This window comes from Nocardia sp. NPDC004260, assembly GCF_053603155.1.
This window is the reverse complement of record NZ_JBSGEZ010000078.1, coordinates 17,726-32,773: the sequence shown is the minus strand read 5'-3', so window position 1 is coordinate 32,773 and position 15,048 is coordinate 17,726. Positions and strand designations below refer to the sequence as shown.

Genomic DNA, 15,048 nt, shown 5'->3' with positions numbered 1-15,048 from the left:
GCATTGGACGGCATCCGCCGCCCGCTGATCGTCTTCACCCCGAAGTCGATGCTGCGCAACAAGGCCGTGGTCTCCGACCTCAAGGACTTCACCGAAAGCAAGTTCCGCTCGGTCTTCAATGAGCCGTCCTACGAACAGGGCATCGGCGACCGCAGCAAGGTCAAGCGCATCCTGATGACCAGCGGCAAGCTCTACTACGAGCTGGCCGCCGAAAAGGCCAAGCAGGAATCGTTCGAGCCGACCGCCTAGTCACCTAAGCATGGAGATTCAGAACGCCAGCATCGCCGTCACAGCGAAGGAGAGACGAGTCCCGCTCGAGTCAACACGTCAGAGCTTTCTCGACCTTCGACGGTCTCCGGCTCGCTGCTGTGGGCGAAATATCGCGGGCGCGCCTCATGGTCGACTTCTCGGCGCATGTTCGCCCAGAGTCTCACGGAGGAACCTCATTGCGGCGGCGGCATCGGGATCCTCGGTGTATGGGCGTGACATGGCCTCCACCTGTTGCTGCGCATCCGATTGGGCGCGCTGGATGGTCTCTAGCAGCACTCGCGCAAGCTGGACTTCGCCGAGCCGGAGAGCCTGCGGCGTAATCCGCAGATCGGTTACCTTGCCGCGGGCGTCTACAGTCACACCCAGCTCGCCATTACGAGAGCCAGCCCGGACCGCTACCTGCGCGAGAGCTTGCCCTAAATCGTTATTTTTGCGCCGCCATTCAGCTACGGCTCGACGCTGCTCTTCGTTCCATTGGTCCAAATAGTCCACAACGCCTCCTGAAGATCGGATCGGTCGGTGCACTGGGCTACTCGCGGTAAAAGCCGACCTGATAGTCACATGCGTCGTCTAACGTGAACGGTTCGCTAATGTATCGAGCGAGCTCGCTCACCTGTTCTCGGGAAACATCGCAGCCGTATATCTCGATACCTTCATCAATATTCAGCAACCGCTTCAGTCCCGCAAGATCGATGCCGCGTAGCGGATACTCGTCGACCAGGAACCCGGACTGCCTATCGTAGGCTTCTAGATAGTTCAATTGCGCTCCAATGGCTTAGGTGACGATTGTTCGATGGTTACCGCCCCGCAGCGGCCTCGACCGTGCGCGGTGCTCGGACGATCTCAAAGATCTCACCGCCCGGGTACGCGTCCCGGGTCGGGTGGCTTTGTTTGATTTCCCGTATCAGGATCGTACTCGCCCAGATGTTTACCGTTTTTGCTGTATTTCTCCACAGCGCCGTGCTGATAGTCCCACTCATAGATATTGCCATCATTGTCTTGCCAGCGCTGCCTGTACCGCGGTCCGACTTTCTTCACCGGCCGCGCTTTTGGAAATCCTGGCAACCCACCTTTCGGTGGGGGGACATAGTTGTGGTTACCCCCGCCCGCGTTCGTGCTGGCGTTGAACTGGGTGGGGTTGGCCTCGAGAAGGGGCTGCAGTTCGGTGGCCACACCGATGGCTGCCGCACCCGCCGCGACGGTCACACCGGCGGCAAGGGCAGCGGCTGCGTCGAACGCGATCAGCACGGTGACGATGGCGGCGCCAGCGGAACTCCCCGCTGCGGCTGTCGTCCCGACGGCTCCCGTCCCCGCAGTGAAAATGCCGACCAGAACCCCGGCGATGATTCCGACACCGAGCGCGCCCGCGAGGATGGCGAGGATCTTCTGGTGCGCGTCTTCGATCTGCTGCGCCCAATCGTCACATGCGCTACCGAGACTCTCGTACTTCGTAGCGACGGTCTCGACGCTTGTGAACACCACATCCATCTGAGCAAGCGCCTGTGGCAGTTCATCTGAGGCGATCTGCTCCATGTTCAGCCACGCCTGTCCGGTGCCATCGCTGGCACTGCGTAGCCCTCTAGCTGCGTCTCTCCACGCTTTTGCGAGCCTCCTCAGTTTGTCGGGGCTTCCGTTCGGCCAGGTGTGGCCTTGCAGCCAGCTGCTAACCAGTTCCCACCCGAACGGCGGGTCGGTGTCACCGCCGAATGCACCCCTGAATATTGGTGCCGTCGTGGTCTCGAGGACCGAGGGCGACGGGTCCGGCGTCTCAGGAGGCGTTTTGTTGAGCTTCTCAGTATTGACATGATTGACGGCGGTAAAGGCAAGCAGGTCACGGAGCTTGCCGAATGCGTTGACGATATCCGTTCCGGCGGCCACGGCGTTGAACGCGGCCGGGTCGTAACTGCTGGCCCAGGTGCGGCCGGCGCTGTCGCTGCCCGCGCAGCCCCAGTCTTTGTCCAGTGCCCCGGCGAGCGTTCGCATGAGGCCGTCGGCGTTGTTACGGGCCGCCTCGTACAGGGTTGCTGCGCTGTACAGGACGCTTGGGTCCATGGTGATGGGCGCCATCAGGGCCACATTCCTCGGTTGTGAGCAACATTGGCCAGGTATCGGTCACGAGCGGCGCGGGCAGCGTTTTCGAGCTCCGCGAGAGCCGTCTTCATGTCGTTGATCTCGCGGTGCCAGGTGTCATGTTTCGACCGGTGCGCCTCCGCCGCCTTGCCTTCCCACTCGATGTACAGCGCAGCGACTTCGCGCTCGACATCGGCGATGCGTTGCTCGATCTGCTGGCCGATTCCTCGAGCTTTCTCGACTAGGGCCAGAATCCGGTCGGTGTCGGCAGTGTAAGCGGACATCACGAATTGCCCAGGTTGAACTCAACATACGTAAGGTCGCCGGCGTTGCTGTTATCGGTCTTCACGTAACTGTCAGCGGCCTGATGAATCAACGCTGCATCTTCGCTGAGAGCGGCAGCAACCTTTCGTGCCGAATCCACCCACTCAGTCCACAGCGCGGCGTGCGAATCGGCCGCCTCGCCGGTCCAATCGGCGGACATCAGAGCGTCGGCTTCCTTGCGCAACGCCTCGACGTCGTCCCAGAACTCGTTCGCCCTTGCCGTTATCCGTTCGGCTGCGGCATGCATCTGTTCGGGATTGCTATGCACCTTGCGACGCTATCACGGAGACGAGGGAGAACAGCGAGGGGAATTCCGAAGCAGGAGTGGGACTTCCGCAGTCCGATGGACGGATACCAGTTGCTATACGTCGTGGACGCGCTGGCTATGGACCTGGGCAACCCCCACCACGCGAGCGTCAACGTGGCTCCCACTGCGGATCTCGCCATCAGCTTCGTCGTGCTCTCGCGCAGACAATCGCCTCCAGCTGGCGCCGGCCACCGGCAGCCCTCTCGAGCGGACGCGGCCGGACACTGTTACGGAGGGGCCGATGGAAACCACAGGCTGGGTGTAGACCCTCTACCCACCAGTGGCCCCCTGCTCGCCACCGGTCGTTCGGCCCGCTCCCGTCCTGCCTGCGCCAATAGCGCACAATCCGTGCTGCCGACTCACCTGCGGACCGTCACGTCCCACAACCCCACCCCTGCTTGATTGATGGCCGAAAACCACTGCCGCACTGGCACTTAAGTGTACCGTGCCAAAATGTCCCGCACCGCGCCGATGAGTGCACGAACTCACCGTCACCGCTGCTCTGGTTGCTGTCGCGTGGCCGTCACGCCGGGTACCGCATCAGCCGGAACCCATGTCCGCCGCTACTCGGTATAAAGTCGAATTCGTCTGCAGCGAGGACACGGTGGCGCTCGGCGGACCCGCCATCCGAGGACGACGGATCGACCGGGGCAGCCCGATCGACGTCCCCAGGCGAACACCGGTTCAGCGGTATCCGGACCCACTTCGCGCCCACACCTTCATCGGCAGCTGCGCCGTCCAACTCTCCCAACCACACCGCAATCCTCAGGCTGCATCACAGCAGTTGTGGGATTGCTTCAGCTGGCACGGAGAACGCCTATCGCCACAGCTCTACGAATCGGACGTCTTCATCCTGTCCAAAATCCTGGGCTGCCATTGGTAAAACCAACTGAACTTGTAGGACTCCCCATCGGGCGAAGAGGTTGCGGCATAGGTGAATCGACGGTCGGTCGTACGGACCGGGACTTTGTCGACGAGTTGCTCGAAGCGCGGTTCGATTCGAACCGGGAGCGTTGTCGGGTCCGGTGTTATCACCGGGAAACAGAGACGCTCGATCCGGCACGATTCCCAGCTGAAGGTGGCGTATATATCGAATGCTTTCTCGGTGAGCGAGAGAAAGTCGTCGCTCGGGTCCGGGAGTCCGGCATCCCGGTGCAGCGACACGATGGCGCGTGGTTCGAAGCACTCGGCCGGCAGTCCGGGGAAGTACACGTTCATCGTCTTGTCGTGGTAGTCGATGCCGAGCAAGCCGACTTTGTCCTCCAGGCCGTGACGTGCGAACATGCCGACGTGGTCGGCGAGACCGGGCGGCATGGACGGTAGTTCGGCGAGTTCCGACACCTTCTGCATGCCATCGGCAGGAAAGAACGGCCAGATTTTCTTGAAGCCGCCGACTACCCCGACGTCGATCCCGTAGCTGTGGATCGGGCACCGCTCCCGGACCTGGTCCAGCAGAGCGCCGACCGGATGATCGGTCTCGGAAACGAGCTCGTTGGAAAGGGCTATGTCGTAAGGGTCGATGTCGCTCGGCAGCGTCAAGAAGCGGTAGTCGAGGTCTCCCGAGCGGCGGGCGTCGGTGACCACTCGGAGGGAGATCACGGAACGCGTGAGCATCGTGCCGTACGCGGTAAGAGTGGGCCGGACAGCTTCTCGAGTGCAGGGCACGTTCCATAGCCGCGCGGATTCCTCGATGGCCGCGTAGAGATCTTCCAGCTCGGATTCGGTAGTGGTGAACACGCGTCCTTCCAGAGATCGGTACTACGAGCAACATCACGGTTTCGCCAATTCCATTCAACCAGAACGCAACTAAGGGGCGGGTGCCACACGTGGGAACGCGGGCAGCGCTCTGCGCTGCCGCATCTTTCCAGGGTCACGCGGTTGACGGACGGACGAGGCGGGTGAGGGCATGACCAAGGTGCCGGATACCCACACGTCATCGGCGCACTGTGGCCCATCGACGACGAAATCGCCGTGCAGGTGGCCGACGCGTTCTACGCCGCTCTGGTCACCGACCTGGACGTGACCCGTCCCGCATACGCGCTGCACCGCGCCATCCAGGCTGTGCGCGATGCGCCTCCCGCCACCCCCTCGCTCTGGGCCGCCTACCTGCACGCCGGGGCATGCGTCGTCAGCACTTCGGCGTGAGCGGAGTGCACAGAGGCAGCAGGTTCATGCGGGCCGGGGTTTCCGTGACGGGCGGCGGTGGGGGAACCGCCTCGGTGGTGAGCACAGGAGCTCGGGTCGGTTGCACAGCGCCGCCGGTGGGCGTCGAGCAGGAGGCGGCCAGTATCCATATCGTGCCGATAACCAGCACGATCAGCGCCACCGCGGCGATCTGTTGCGAGCGGTGGCCGCGTGACTTCGATTTCTCGGAGGTGCGACCGGGGATCCGCGCGGACAGGGCGGTTATCTGCTCGCGAACCGGGACCCGTGGACGGCGCTCGAGCACAGCCGTCGGCGTGGGTCGGCGCAGTGGCTCGGGTGCGGGGGTGGGCGTCGACCACGATGCGGGCCGGCTCGGCGGAGGCGCCTGCACCGGACGTGGGCGCCGAGGCCGGTCGGCGGCGGGCTCGATCCACGACGACCAGTTGTCCGTGAAGGACGACGGTGCGGGCGCCGGTCGCTCGTCGGGAGCGAATTCCTCATCGTCCGGCGGGAACTCGGAGTCGGTTCGTTCCATCGTGTCGGACTCGGCAGTGGCGGGCCGTATCGACGGTACGAATCCGGCGGTGAAACGTCCCGTCGCATCGGCGTACGGCTCGGCGACTTCCTCCCGCGCGGGCTTCGCCGCGAGTCGGCCTTCGAACCGAGACGGCTCCGCGTGCTCGTCCGTAAGCACATCGGAATCGAGCGGCGGTGCATCCGAAAGAGACGATGCGGACCGGTGATCGTCTTTCCGAGCGTACAGATCGGCATGAGTTGTCGGGTCCGGCGGCACGGGATGTGATTCGGGCTCCGGCGCGAGGTATTCCGGCGCGAAGGGATCCGCTTGGGCGGGTTGCGCCTGCGCAGCTACGGCGACCAGTGCCTGCGGGGAATACGACTCTGACGCGGACACCTTCTGGCTGCCGCCTGGCACATCCGTGTGCTCGAGCGACTGCCGAGCCGTCGACGACGCCCCTTGGGCTCGCTGTGCGCTTTCGGCACTGGGCCGCGTCGACGGCACGAACTCCGAGCTCTCGTGCTCCTCGACATCCTGGGCGGGGGGCGCCTGCGCCACGGTTCCCGATGCGTCTGTCTGCTCCATGGCAATCGCGGACTGCGACGCAGGCGACTGATCTACCTCCGGGACATGCTGATAAACCTCATCTGCCTCGTCATCGTTTTTCGCGGTTCGCGTCGAGCCGGATTCGCTGAATCGCGCTGCATCCGGATCGAGATCGTGCGGCTCGGGCACGGCGTCGACCGGTGGCGCGTCCGAACCAGCCGACACGTCGTCGGTGTCGGAATCTTCGCTGGACGTCCTACCCTCGAGCTCGGGCGCCTTCCGCGTGACGCTCTCCAACGCCGCCAGCGTCCCGGCCCGTAACTTCCGCTCCGCCGGAAAACCATCCGCCACCAGGTCGTCGACGGTGATCTGGTCGCCCAGGTTCAAGTCCGTCAGGAGGGCGTGGGTGCGTTCGGCGGTCCAGATGAGCTTGCGGCTCGCGGTGCGGTGGAACCAGGCGCGCAGGTCGGCCTGACCGGCTCCGAGCACCACCGCGCATCCGCGCCTGCGTGACTCGATGTTGAGCGTGAGGTTCGAATCCCTGGGCGGCACCACGACGATCAGGCCGTCGACGAAGGCCTCGGCATTGTGCTTGCGCACCAGCGTCTTCAAGTTGAAGACGTTGTTCGTCACCTGGTCGAACGGGCTGCTGTCGTGGTCGCGCACGTGGATCGGGTCGCCCGCGTAGCCGGACAGCCGCCAGCGGCCGTTGGCCTGCACCGACAGGACACCGCTCGTCGCCTCCGGGACGGTGCCCTTGACCTCGACGACGACCGCCGCCCTGGGTGTGATCACCACCAGATCGGCTTCCTGCGTTTCGTCCTTGCGCTCGCGGTCGGGTAGGTAACACCCCGAGATCGCGAGTCCCACAATGACGTACTGGCCGGTCCAGCTCCGCATCCAGTCGAGCACGCGCTGTTCGGATCGCGGCGCCGTCGTTCGTTCATTGATGACCAACATCGGCGGCCTCCATCGCCGTCCACACCATCGACCACACAACGGTATGCGCCGCGATTTCCGGCACAAAATCGAAAGACACTGGAGCAGCAGGGTATTGGCAGCACAAGGGCATACGAAATGCGGCATGTGGGCAGCGCCACAGTCGCGATGCGCCCGTCAACCCCGAAGCGCCGCAGCCAGAGCCGGGTCCACCGAGAACGCTATGGCGATCAGCGATTCGACCAGCAGGTCGATCAGCTCCGCACGAGAAATGGGCTCGGAGCGCAGCCAGGTGAGAGTCGATTCCTCGACGAACGCGATCCAGCCGCGCATCGCGAGCATGAGGCGAGGGTGGTCGGATTCGGCGATCGGAGTGGGATTCTCGGCGAGGATGATGCCGATGATCGAGTCGCGGGTCTGGTCGACCAGCGGAGCCAGCTCGGGGCTGACGCTGGTGGGGCCGCGCAGCAGTGCCAGGTATGAGGTGCGGTTCTCGGTGACGTACTCGACGTAGCGTTCGATCGAGTCCCGCAGCATCTCGAACAGGCCGAGCGAGCGGTCCGGGGCTACGCGCTCGAGCAGTTCGGCGTTGGCGTGGTGCACGATGGCGAGCTGGAAGTCCTGCTTGGTCGGGAAATAGTGGAACAGCAGGCCGCGGGAGATCCCTGCCTGGGCGGCGATCTCGCTGACGGAGATGTCCTCGATGGCGCGCTCGCCGAGCATCTTCGCACCCAAGGTGATCAGCTGCTCGCGGCGCTCGTCGGGGCTCAGCCGCGTGCGCTTGGGGGCGTCTCCCTGAGTTCTGGTCACCGAAACATCCTACTGAACGCCAGTCAATACACTGTTGACTCGCGCTCAATAGCATCGTAGGCTCGGTTACATGAGTCGCAAGGTTACAGACAAAGCTGTCGCCGCCCGACCCGCGCGCCATGCCAAGACGATCATCATCGGCAGCGGGTTCGCGGGCCTGGGTCTGGCCATCCGGCTGACCCAGCAGGGTCGCAACGACTTTCTCGTGCTGGAGCGCGGCAGCGACGTCGGCGGCACCTGGCGGGACAACACCTACCCCGGCGCGGCCTGCGACGTGCCTTCGCACCTGTACTCGTACTCGTTCGCCCTCAACCCGAACTGGTCGCGGTCGTTCTCCCGGCAGGGCGAGATCCAGCAGTACATCCAGGACGTGTCGAAGCGCTACGACGTGCGCGACAAGCACATCTTCGACTGCGACGTGACCAGCGCCCGCTGGAACGACGAGACCGCGCTCTGGGAGATCGAGTCGACCAAAGGCAGCTTCACCGCGAACACGGTGGTCTCCGCGGTCGGCGCGCTGTGCGAGCCCGCGCTGCCGGACATCAAAGGCATCGGCGAGTTCGAAGGCGAGATCTTCCACTCCGCCCGCTGGAACCACGACGCCGACCTCACCGGCAAGCGGGTCGCCATCATCGGCACCGGCGCCTCGGCGATCCAGATCGTGCCTGCCATCGCCCCGACGGTCGGCCATCTGGACGTCTACCAGCGCACGGCGCCGTGGCTGCTGCCGCGCCTGGACCGCCCGTACACGAAGGCCGAGCGACTGGCCTTCAAGCACGTGCCGGGTCTGCAGCGACTATCCCGCGCGGCCATCTACGCCGCGCGCGAGACCCAGGTGGTCGGCCTGGCCAAGGTGCCAGCCCTGATGCAGTTGTTCGAGGCGATCGCGAAGGCCAAACTCCGCTACGAGATCCGCGATCCGCACTTGCGTGCCAAGGTCACGCCGAATTTCCGGATCGGCTGCAAGCGCATGCTGATCTCCAACGACTACTACCCCGCGCTGTCGCGCCCCAACGTCGACGTGGTCACCGACGGCATCGCCGAGGTGCGCGCGAACTCGATCGTCACCGAGGACGGCACCGAGCGCGAGATCGACGCGTTGATCGTGGCGACGGGATTCCACGTCACCGACTCGCCGACCTACGACACGATCGCGGGCCGCGACGGTCGCACCCTGTCGGAAGTGTTCGACGAGATCGGCCAGCAGGGCTATAAGGGCTCGGCGATCGCCAATTACCCCAATCTGTTCTTCCTGCTCGGCCCGAACGTCGGCCTCGGGCACACCTCGATGGTGTACATGATCGAATCTCAGATCAATTACATCGCCGACGCACTGGCTACCATCGACCGCCTCGACCTGCGTACCGTGGAGGTGCGCCGCGACGTGCAGGATGCCTATAACGCCGACCTGCAGGCGAAGCTGGCGGGCAGCGTCTGGCTGACCGGCGGGTGCTCGAGCTGGTACCTGGACAAGCACGGCAACAACACCACGCTGTGGCCGGACTTCACTTTCGAATTCCGTAGGCTGACCAAGACATTCGACGTGGCGGCGTACGACATCTCCATTTCCCAGGCCGACCTGAAAGCAGTGGCATCGTGAGCAGTGACGCTTACTTCGAGAACAAGGTATGTGTGATCACCGGAGCGGGTTCCGGGATCGGCCGTGCGCTGGCGGTGAATCTGGCCCGGCGCGGCGCCAAACTGGCACTGTCGGACATCGACGTGGACGGTTTGAACGAGACCGTGCGCCGCTGCGAACAGCTCGGCGCCGAGGTCAAGTCCGACCGGCTGAACGTGGTCGAACGCGAAGCGGTGATCCTCTACGCCGACGCCGTGAAAGCGCACTTCGGCACGGTGCACCAGGTCTACAACAACGCGGGCATCGCGCACCACGGCGAGGTCATCCGCTCGGAGTACAAGGACTTCGAGCGCGTGATGGACGTCGATTTCTGGGGCGTCGTCAACGGCACCAAGGCGTTCCTGCCGATGGTCATCGAGTCCGGTGACGGCCACGTCGTCAATGTGTCCAGCCTCTTCGGCCTCATCGCGATTCCCGGGCAGAGCGCCTACAACGCGGCGAAGTTCGCGGTGCGCGGCTTCACCGAGTCGCTGCGCCAGGAGATGCTCGTCGCGCGACACCCGGTCAAGGTCACCTGCGTGCACCCCGGCGGCATCAAGACCGCGGTCGCGCGCAACGCCACCTACGCCGAGGGCATCGACGCCAAGTCGGCCGCGACGATGTTCGACCGCAAGCTGGCCATACACACCCCGGAGATGGCGGCGCAGACCATCGTCGAGGGCGTGCGCAAGGGGCACGGCCGCGTGCTGATCGGCTGGGAGGCCAAACTGCTGGACCTGTTCGTCCGGGTCACCGCGTCGGGCTACCAGCGGATCGCGGCCAATGTCGAGCGCCGCTTCCTGCCCTGACCCGGATTCGAGGAACGACGAATGCGGGACATCGACCTGCCACTGCCCCTCGCGCGGGCGGTACTGAATCCGATCTTCCGGGTCACGCTGAACAAGCGATTGCCGTTCACGGTGCAGCGCAGGCTGCTCGACGTGACTTCGCGGGCGCAGTTGCTGCCCGCCGGCGCTGTCGTGCGGCCCGTGCACCTGGGCGGCAGGCCCGCCGAGCGGATCGATTTCGCGGACACCTCCGAGCACGGCGCCGTGCTCTATCTCCACGGAGGCGGATACGCGGTCGGCTCGGTCGCGACACATCGCTCGCTCGCGGCCCGGCTGGCACGAGACGTCGGTTGCGCGGTCTACGTGCTGGACTACCGGCTCGTGCCGGAGCACCCCTTCCCCGCGGCCCTGGACGACGCCGAGGCGGCGTTCCTGGAGCTGGTGGCGACCTCGGGACTGCGGCCGGACCAGATCGCCGTCTCCGGTGACTCCGCGGGCGGCGGTCTGTCGCTCGCGCTGGCTCAGCGACTGATCGCCCGGCACGGGCAGACCCCGGCCGCGCTCGGTCTGATCGCGCCGTGGGCGGACCCGAACGAGATCCCGGAGCGGGACCGCGATCTGGTTATCAACAGGCCCTGGTCACGCGCCTGCGCCGCCGCCTATCTGGGCGACGGCGATTCCGCCGACCCGGCTTATGCACCCCTGACCGGCGAACTGCGCGGCCTGCCGCCGACCTACGTGCAGGTGGACGTCAGCGAACTGCTGCACCGGCAGTGCGTCGCGCTGGTCGCCGCGCTGCGCGAGGCGGGGGTACACGTGCGCTGCACCGAGAGCAAGGGCTTGTGGCACGTCGCTCAATTGCAGGCCGCGCTGGCGGCGCCCGCAGCGGCCGCGCTGTGCGAACTCGCCGAGTTCCTGCGCGAAGCGATTCAACCGGCGGACCTGCGCGAACTAGGATGAAATTCGAGCGGGTCCCCAGCCTGCGGTGATGTACGGAGGCGATTGGCGGTGGTCGACCTCACGGGCCCGGCGCAGGTGTCGTAGATTACTGGCGAGTAAACCCACGTGGAAGGGCACTGATGCGAGAGTTCGAAGTCCCGGCTTCTTACACCATTCCGGATGACGCGAACAATTCCGACAACGTCTTCCGCCACGCCGAGCAGTCGCCGAACACGGTGCTGTTCAACGTGCCGAACGGCAGTGGCGGTTGGCTGGACGTCACCGCCGCGGAGTTCGCGAAAACCGTTACCGGGGTGGCGAAAGGCCTGATCGCCTCGGGTCTCGAACTCGGCGATCGCGTCGCCATCATGGCCCCCACCCGCTACGAGTGGGCCGTCCTCGACTTCGCCATCTGGGCTGCGGGCGGCTGCACCGTCGCGATCTACGACAGCTCCGCCGCCGAGCAGGCCAAGTGGATCCTGCAGGACTCGGCCACCAAGCTGCTGGTCGTGGACAGCGACAAGCACCGTAAGGTGATCGACGAGATCGAAGCCGGGGCGCTGCCCGACCTGCGGGAGATCTTGCAGATCGACAAGGGCGCGGTGGACGAACTGCTCAGCCGCGGCGCCGACCTCGACGACCAGGCTGTGCACGACCGCCGCGCGCAGGTCGGCGCGCAGTCGCCGGCCACCCTGATCTACACCTCGGGCACCACGGGCCGCCCGAAGGGCGTCATGCTCACCCACGCGAACCTGTACGCGGAGTCCAAGTCCGATCGGATCGCGCTGCACAAGTACGTCACCGAGGGCAAGAAAACCCTCATGTTCCTGCCGCTGGCGCACGTCTTCGCCCGCGCCGTGGCGCTGGCCGCGTTCGACGCGAAGGTGGTCGTCGCGCACACCGCCGACTGGTCCACCCTGGTCGAGCAGTTCGGCAGCTACCAGCCGCACTTCATCCTCTCGGTGCCCCGGGTGTTCGAGAAGGTGTTCAACAGCGCCAAGCAGAAGGCCCATGACGGCGGCAAGGGCAAGATCTTCGACGCCGCGGCCGATACCGCGATCGCGTGGAGCGAGTCGCTCGACAGCGGCGGACCGGGACTGGCGCTGAAGCTGAAGCACGCGCTGTTCGACAAGCTCGTGTACGCCAAGCTGCGCGCCGCGCTCGGCGGCCAGTGCGAGGCCGCCGTTTCCGGCGGCGGTCCGCTCGGCGCGCGACTGGGCCACTTCTTCCGCGGCGTCGGCGTGACCATCTACGAGGGGTACGGCCTCACCGAGACCACCGCGGCCATCGCGGTCAACACCCCGGAGCACATCCGGGTCGGCTCGGTCGGGCGTCCGATCGAGGGCCAAGCCGCCAAGATCGCCGAGGACGGCGAGCTGCTGCTGCGCGGCACGGTCGTGTTCAGCGGCTACTGGGGCAACGCGGAGGCCACCGAGGACGCGTTCGAGGACGGCTGGTTCAAGACCGGTGACCTCGGCGCCATCGACGATGACGGCTTCATCACCATCACCGGCCGCAAGAAGGAGATCATCGTCACCGCCGGTGGCAAGAACGTCTCCCCCGCGCTGCTGGAGGACTCGCTGCGGGCGCACCCGCTGATCAGCCAGGTGATGGTGGTCGGCGACGGCCAGCCCTTCATCGGCGCGCTGATCACGCTGGACCCGGAGGCGCTGCCCGGCTGGAAGGAACGCAACAGCCTGCCCGCCGACACCCCCATCGAGAAGCTGATCGAGAACCCGGATCTGCTCGCCGAGGTGAACGCGGCGGTGGCCGAGACGAACAAGAACGTGTCGAAAGCCGAGCAGATCAAGAAGATCCGTCTGCTGACCATCGACTGGACCCAGGAGACCGGCGAACTCACCCCGAAGATGTCGCTCAAGCGCGCCGTCGTGATGAAGCAGCACGCCGACGACGTGGCGAACATCTACAACTGAACCGATCGCTGAAAGGCGCTGTCCGGTTCGCGGGCAGCGCCTTTCGCGTGTCCGGGTCCGTCCACGACGATCAGTGCACTGTCGCGGATGCCGGACCGAGCCGGGTCGGCGGCCGACCGGCAGTAGTCTCGATGCCATGGCCGATCTGCGACTGCGTGTGGTGGCCGGGATCGTCTCGGCGGGCCTCACGCTGGGTGTCGCCGAATTGCTCGCGGCCTTCCTCGGCCCCGACAGCGCGCCGCTGCACCTTCTCGGTTCGGCCGTGGTCGACCACACGCCCGACGGTGTGCGGGAATGGGCCATCGCCACCTTCGGCACCAACGACAAGGCCGCGCTGTACCTGATCATGAGCGTGATCGCCGTCCTGGTCGCCGGCGTGGCCGGAGCGATCGAGCGGACCACCCGTGCCGCCGGGTCGTGGTTGTTCGTCGTGTTCGGAGTGATCACCGCATGGGTCGCGGTGGCGCGCACCGGTCTCGCCGCCGCGTTGCCGACCGTCGTCGGCGTCGCCGTCGGCATCTACTCGCTGCGAGCGCTGACCCGTCGCATCGACGCGGCGGTCGACAAGTCGTCCGGTGCGAGGCACGCGGGAACGGCATCGTCGGCCGCCCCTGCTCGAACCGTGTCCGAAGGTTCGGCTTCTGCCGACGGAGATCATCACACCGAGCACACCGAGGCAAGTGAGGCCTCACCCGCCACCGGGACTTCGGAGCGCAGGCAAGTCTTGCGGGGGCTGCTCATGGCCGGTGGGCTGGCCGCGGTGACCGGAATCGGCGGACGGGTGCTCGGCGCCCGCCGCAGCGACGTTTCCGGCGAGCGAGCCGCCGTGCGGTTGCCGGAGCCGTCGGCGCCCGCCGAGCCGGTCGCGCCCGGCGTGGACCTTCGTGTCCCGGGACTGACGCCGTACCTGACCGCGAACGACGATTTCTACCGGATCGACACCGCGCTGATCGTGCCGCAGGTGTCCAGGGACGGCTGGTCGCTGCGGATCCACGGCATGGTCGACCGCGAGATCCGGCTCACCTGGGCGGATCTGGCGCTTCGCCCGGTGGAGGAACACCTGGTCACGCTGGCCTGCGTGTCGAATCCGGTAGGCGGCGACCTGATCGGCAACGCGCGCTGGCTCGGTTACCGCGTGGATCAGCTGCTCGCCGAGGCGGGACCGCACCCCGACGCGGACATGGTCCTCTCGCACAGCGCCGACGGCTGGACCGCGGGCACGCCGCTGGCGGTGCTCACCGACGGACGCGACGCGCTGCTCGCGGTCGGCATGAACGGCGAACCGCTGCCGGTGCGGCACGGGTATCCAGCCCGGCTGGTCGTGCCCGGTCTCTACGGCTACGTCTCGGCCACCAAATGGGTGACCGAACTGGAAGTCACCCGCTTCGACCGCGCCACCGCGTACTGGACCCGCCGCGGCTGGTCGGCGGTGGGCCCGATCAAGACCGGCACCCGCATCGACACTCCCCGTGCCCGCGGCCGCCTCCAGCCGGGCCGCATCCCCGTCGCCGGAGTCGCGTGGGCACAGCATCGCGGCATCCGCGCCGTGGAAGTGCAAATCGACAACGGCCCCTGGCAGCAGGCCCGCCTCTCCGACGAGCAGTCCATCGACACCTGGCGCCAGTGGGTCTTCGACTGGGACGCCACCTCCGGCCCGCACACCCTCCGCGCCCGCGCCACCGACGGCACCGGTGAAACCCAAACAGCCGAACGCCGCGACGTCATCCCCGACGGCGCCACCGGCTACCCCTCGGTCACAGTCAGCGTGGGTTGACCCTTTCGGCTGGTCGCGTAGTGCCAAGCAGTAGGGCGTGCCGGCACGCTGACGAAACATGCCCCGC

At 66.0% G+C, this 15,048-nt stretch carries 13 protein-coding genes and 2 pseudogenes; 7 read left to right on the top strand and 8 right to left on the bottom strand.

Going from position 1 to position 15,048, the window contains the following annotated elements; all coding sequences use genetic code 11:
* Window positions 1-222 (top strand): annotated as a pseudogene (locus ACWEO7_RS31895) (hypothetical protein); the annotation flags it as partial.
* A 171-nt stretch (window positions 223-393) separates the two neighbouring features.
* Here the strand turns inward: ACWEO7_RS31895 and ACWEO7_RS31890 are convergent.
* The 6 genes from ACWEO7_RS31890 to ACWEO7_RS31865 form a co-directional block, all read right to left on the bottom strand.
* On the bottom strand, window positions 394-762 hold the full coding sequence (locus ACWEO7_RS31890; protein WP_452428738.1) for a YbaB/EbfC family nucleoid-associated protein: 369 nt from the start codon (window positions 760-762) through the stop codon (window positions 394-396).
* A gap of 37 nt (window positions 763-799) precedes the next feature.
* Complete coding sequence (locus tag ACWEO7_RS31885) at window positions 800-1,030, bottom strand: DUF7683 domain-containing protein (protein ID WP_452428736.1); 231 nt, start codon at window positions 1,028-1,030, stop codon at window positions 800-802.
* A 92-nt stretch (window positions 1,031-1,122) separates the two neighbouring features.
* Window positions 1,123-2,337 carry a colicin E3/pyocin S6 family cytotoxin gene (locus ACWEO7_RS31880; RefSeq protein WP_452428734.1) on the bottom strand — a complete coding sequence of 405 codons (1,215 nt, stop codon included), beginning with the start codon at window positions 2,335-2,337 and terminating at the stop codon, window positions 1,123-1,125.
* Complete coding sequence (locus ACWEO7_RS31875) at window positions 2,337-2,624, bottom strand: WXG100 family type VII secretion target (RefSeq protein ID WP_452428732.1); 288 nt, start codon at window positions 2,622-2,624, stop codon at window positions 2,337-2,339. The genes ACWEO7_RS31880 and ACWEO7_RS31875 overlap by 1 nt, the downstream gene beginning before the upstream one ends.
* Complete coding sequence (locus tag ACWEO7_RS31870; RefSeq protein WP_452428731.1) at window positions 2,624-2,932, bottom strand: WXG100 family type VII secretion target; 309 nt, start codon at window positions 2,930-2,932, stop codon at window positions 2,624-2,626. The genes ACWEO7_RS31875 and ACWEO7_RS31870 overlap by 1 nt, the downstream gene beginning before the upstream one ends.
* 870 nt (window positions 2,933-3,802) lie before the next feature.
* Complete coding sequence (locus ACWEO7_RS31865; protein ID WP_452428729.1) at window positions 3,803-4,708, bottom strand: aromatic prenyltransferase; 906 nt, start codon at window positions 4,706-4,708, stop codon at window positions 3,803-3,805.
* A gap of 189 nt (window positions 4,709-4,897) precedes the next feature.
* On the opposite strand from ACWEO7_RS31865, the pseudogene ACWEO7_RS31860 reads away from it, so the two are divergent.
* Window positions 4,898-5,116 (top strand): annotated as a pseudogene (locus ACWEO7_RS31860) (CHAT domain-containing protein); the annotation flags it as partial.
* On the opposite strand, the gene ACWEO7_RS31855 reads toward ACWEO7_RS31860, so the two are convergent.
* Together ACWEO7_RS31855 and ACWEO7_RS31850 are read right to left on the bottom strand one after the other, a co-directional pair.
* The gene (locus ACWEO7_RS31855) at window positions 5,100-7,139 is read right to left on the bottom strand and encodes an NERD domain-containing protein (protein ID WP_452428727.1); all 2,040 of its coding nucleotides are present in this window, start codon (window positions 7,137-7,139) and stop codon (window positions 5,100-5,102) included. The pseudogene ACWEO7_RS31860 and the gene ACWEO7_RS31855 overlap by 17 nt on opposite strands.
* Window positions 7,140-7,295: 156 nt before the next feature.
* Window positions 7,296-7,928, bottom strand: coding sequence for a TetR/AcrR family transcriptional regulator (locus tag ACWEO7_RS31850; protein WP_452428725.1), 633 nt, complete (start codon window positions 7,926-7,928; stop codon window positions 7,296-7,298).
* A gap of 70 nt (window positions 7,929-7,998) precedes the next feature.
* Between ACWEO7_RS31850 and ACWEO7_RS31845 the strand changes: the two genes are divergently transcribed.
* The 5 genes from ACWEO7_RS31845 (at window position 7,999) to ACWEO7_RS31825 (ending at window position 14,981) form a co-directional block, all read left to right on the top strand.
* Window positions 7,999-9,528 carry a flavin-containing monooxygenase gene (locus tag ACWEO7_RS31845; protein ID WP_452428724.1) on the top strand — a complete coding sequence of 510 codons (1,530 nt, stop codon included), beginning with the start codon at window positions 7,999-8,001 and terminating at the stop codon, window positions 9,526-9,528.
* Window positions 9,525-10,355 carry an SDR family NAD(P)-dependent oxidoreductase gene (locus ACWEO7_RS31840; protein ID WP_450021093.1) on the top strand — a complete coding sequence of 277 codons (831 nt, stop codon included), beginning with the start codon at window positions 9,525-9,527 and terminating at the stop codon, window positions 10,353-10,355. Before ACWEO7_RS31845 ends, ACWEO7_RS31840 begins: the two co-directional genes overlap by 4 nt.
* Window positions 10,356-10,376: 21 nt before the next feature.
* Entirely contained in the window at window positions 10,377-11,294 is a 918-nt protein-coding gene (locus ACWEO7_RS31835; RefSeq protein WP_452428722.1) for an alpha/beta hydrolase, read from the top strand.
* A 119-nt stretch (window positions 11,295-11,413) separates the two neighbouring features.
* Entirely contained in the window at window positions 11,414-13,207 is a 1,794-nt protein-coding gene (locus ACWEO7_RS31830) for an AMP-dependent synthetase/ligase (protein WP_452428720.1), read from the top strand.
* A 136-nt stretch (window positions 13,208-13,343) separates the two neighbouring features.
* The gene (locus ACWEO7_RS31825; RefSeq protein WP_452428718.1) at window positions 13,344-14,981 is read left to right on the top strand and encodes a molybdopterin-dependent oxidoreductase; all 1,638 of its coding nucleotides are present in this window, start codon (window positions 13,344-13,346) and stop codon (window positions 14,979-14,981) included.
* Window positions 14,982-15,048 lie beyond the last annotated feature (67 nt).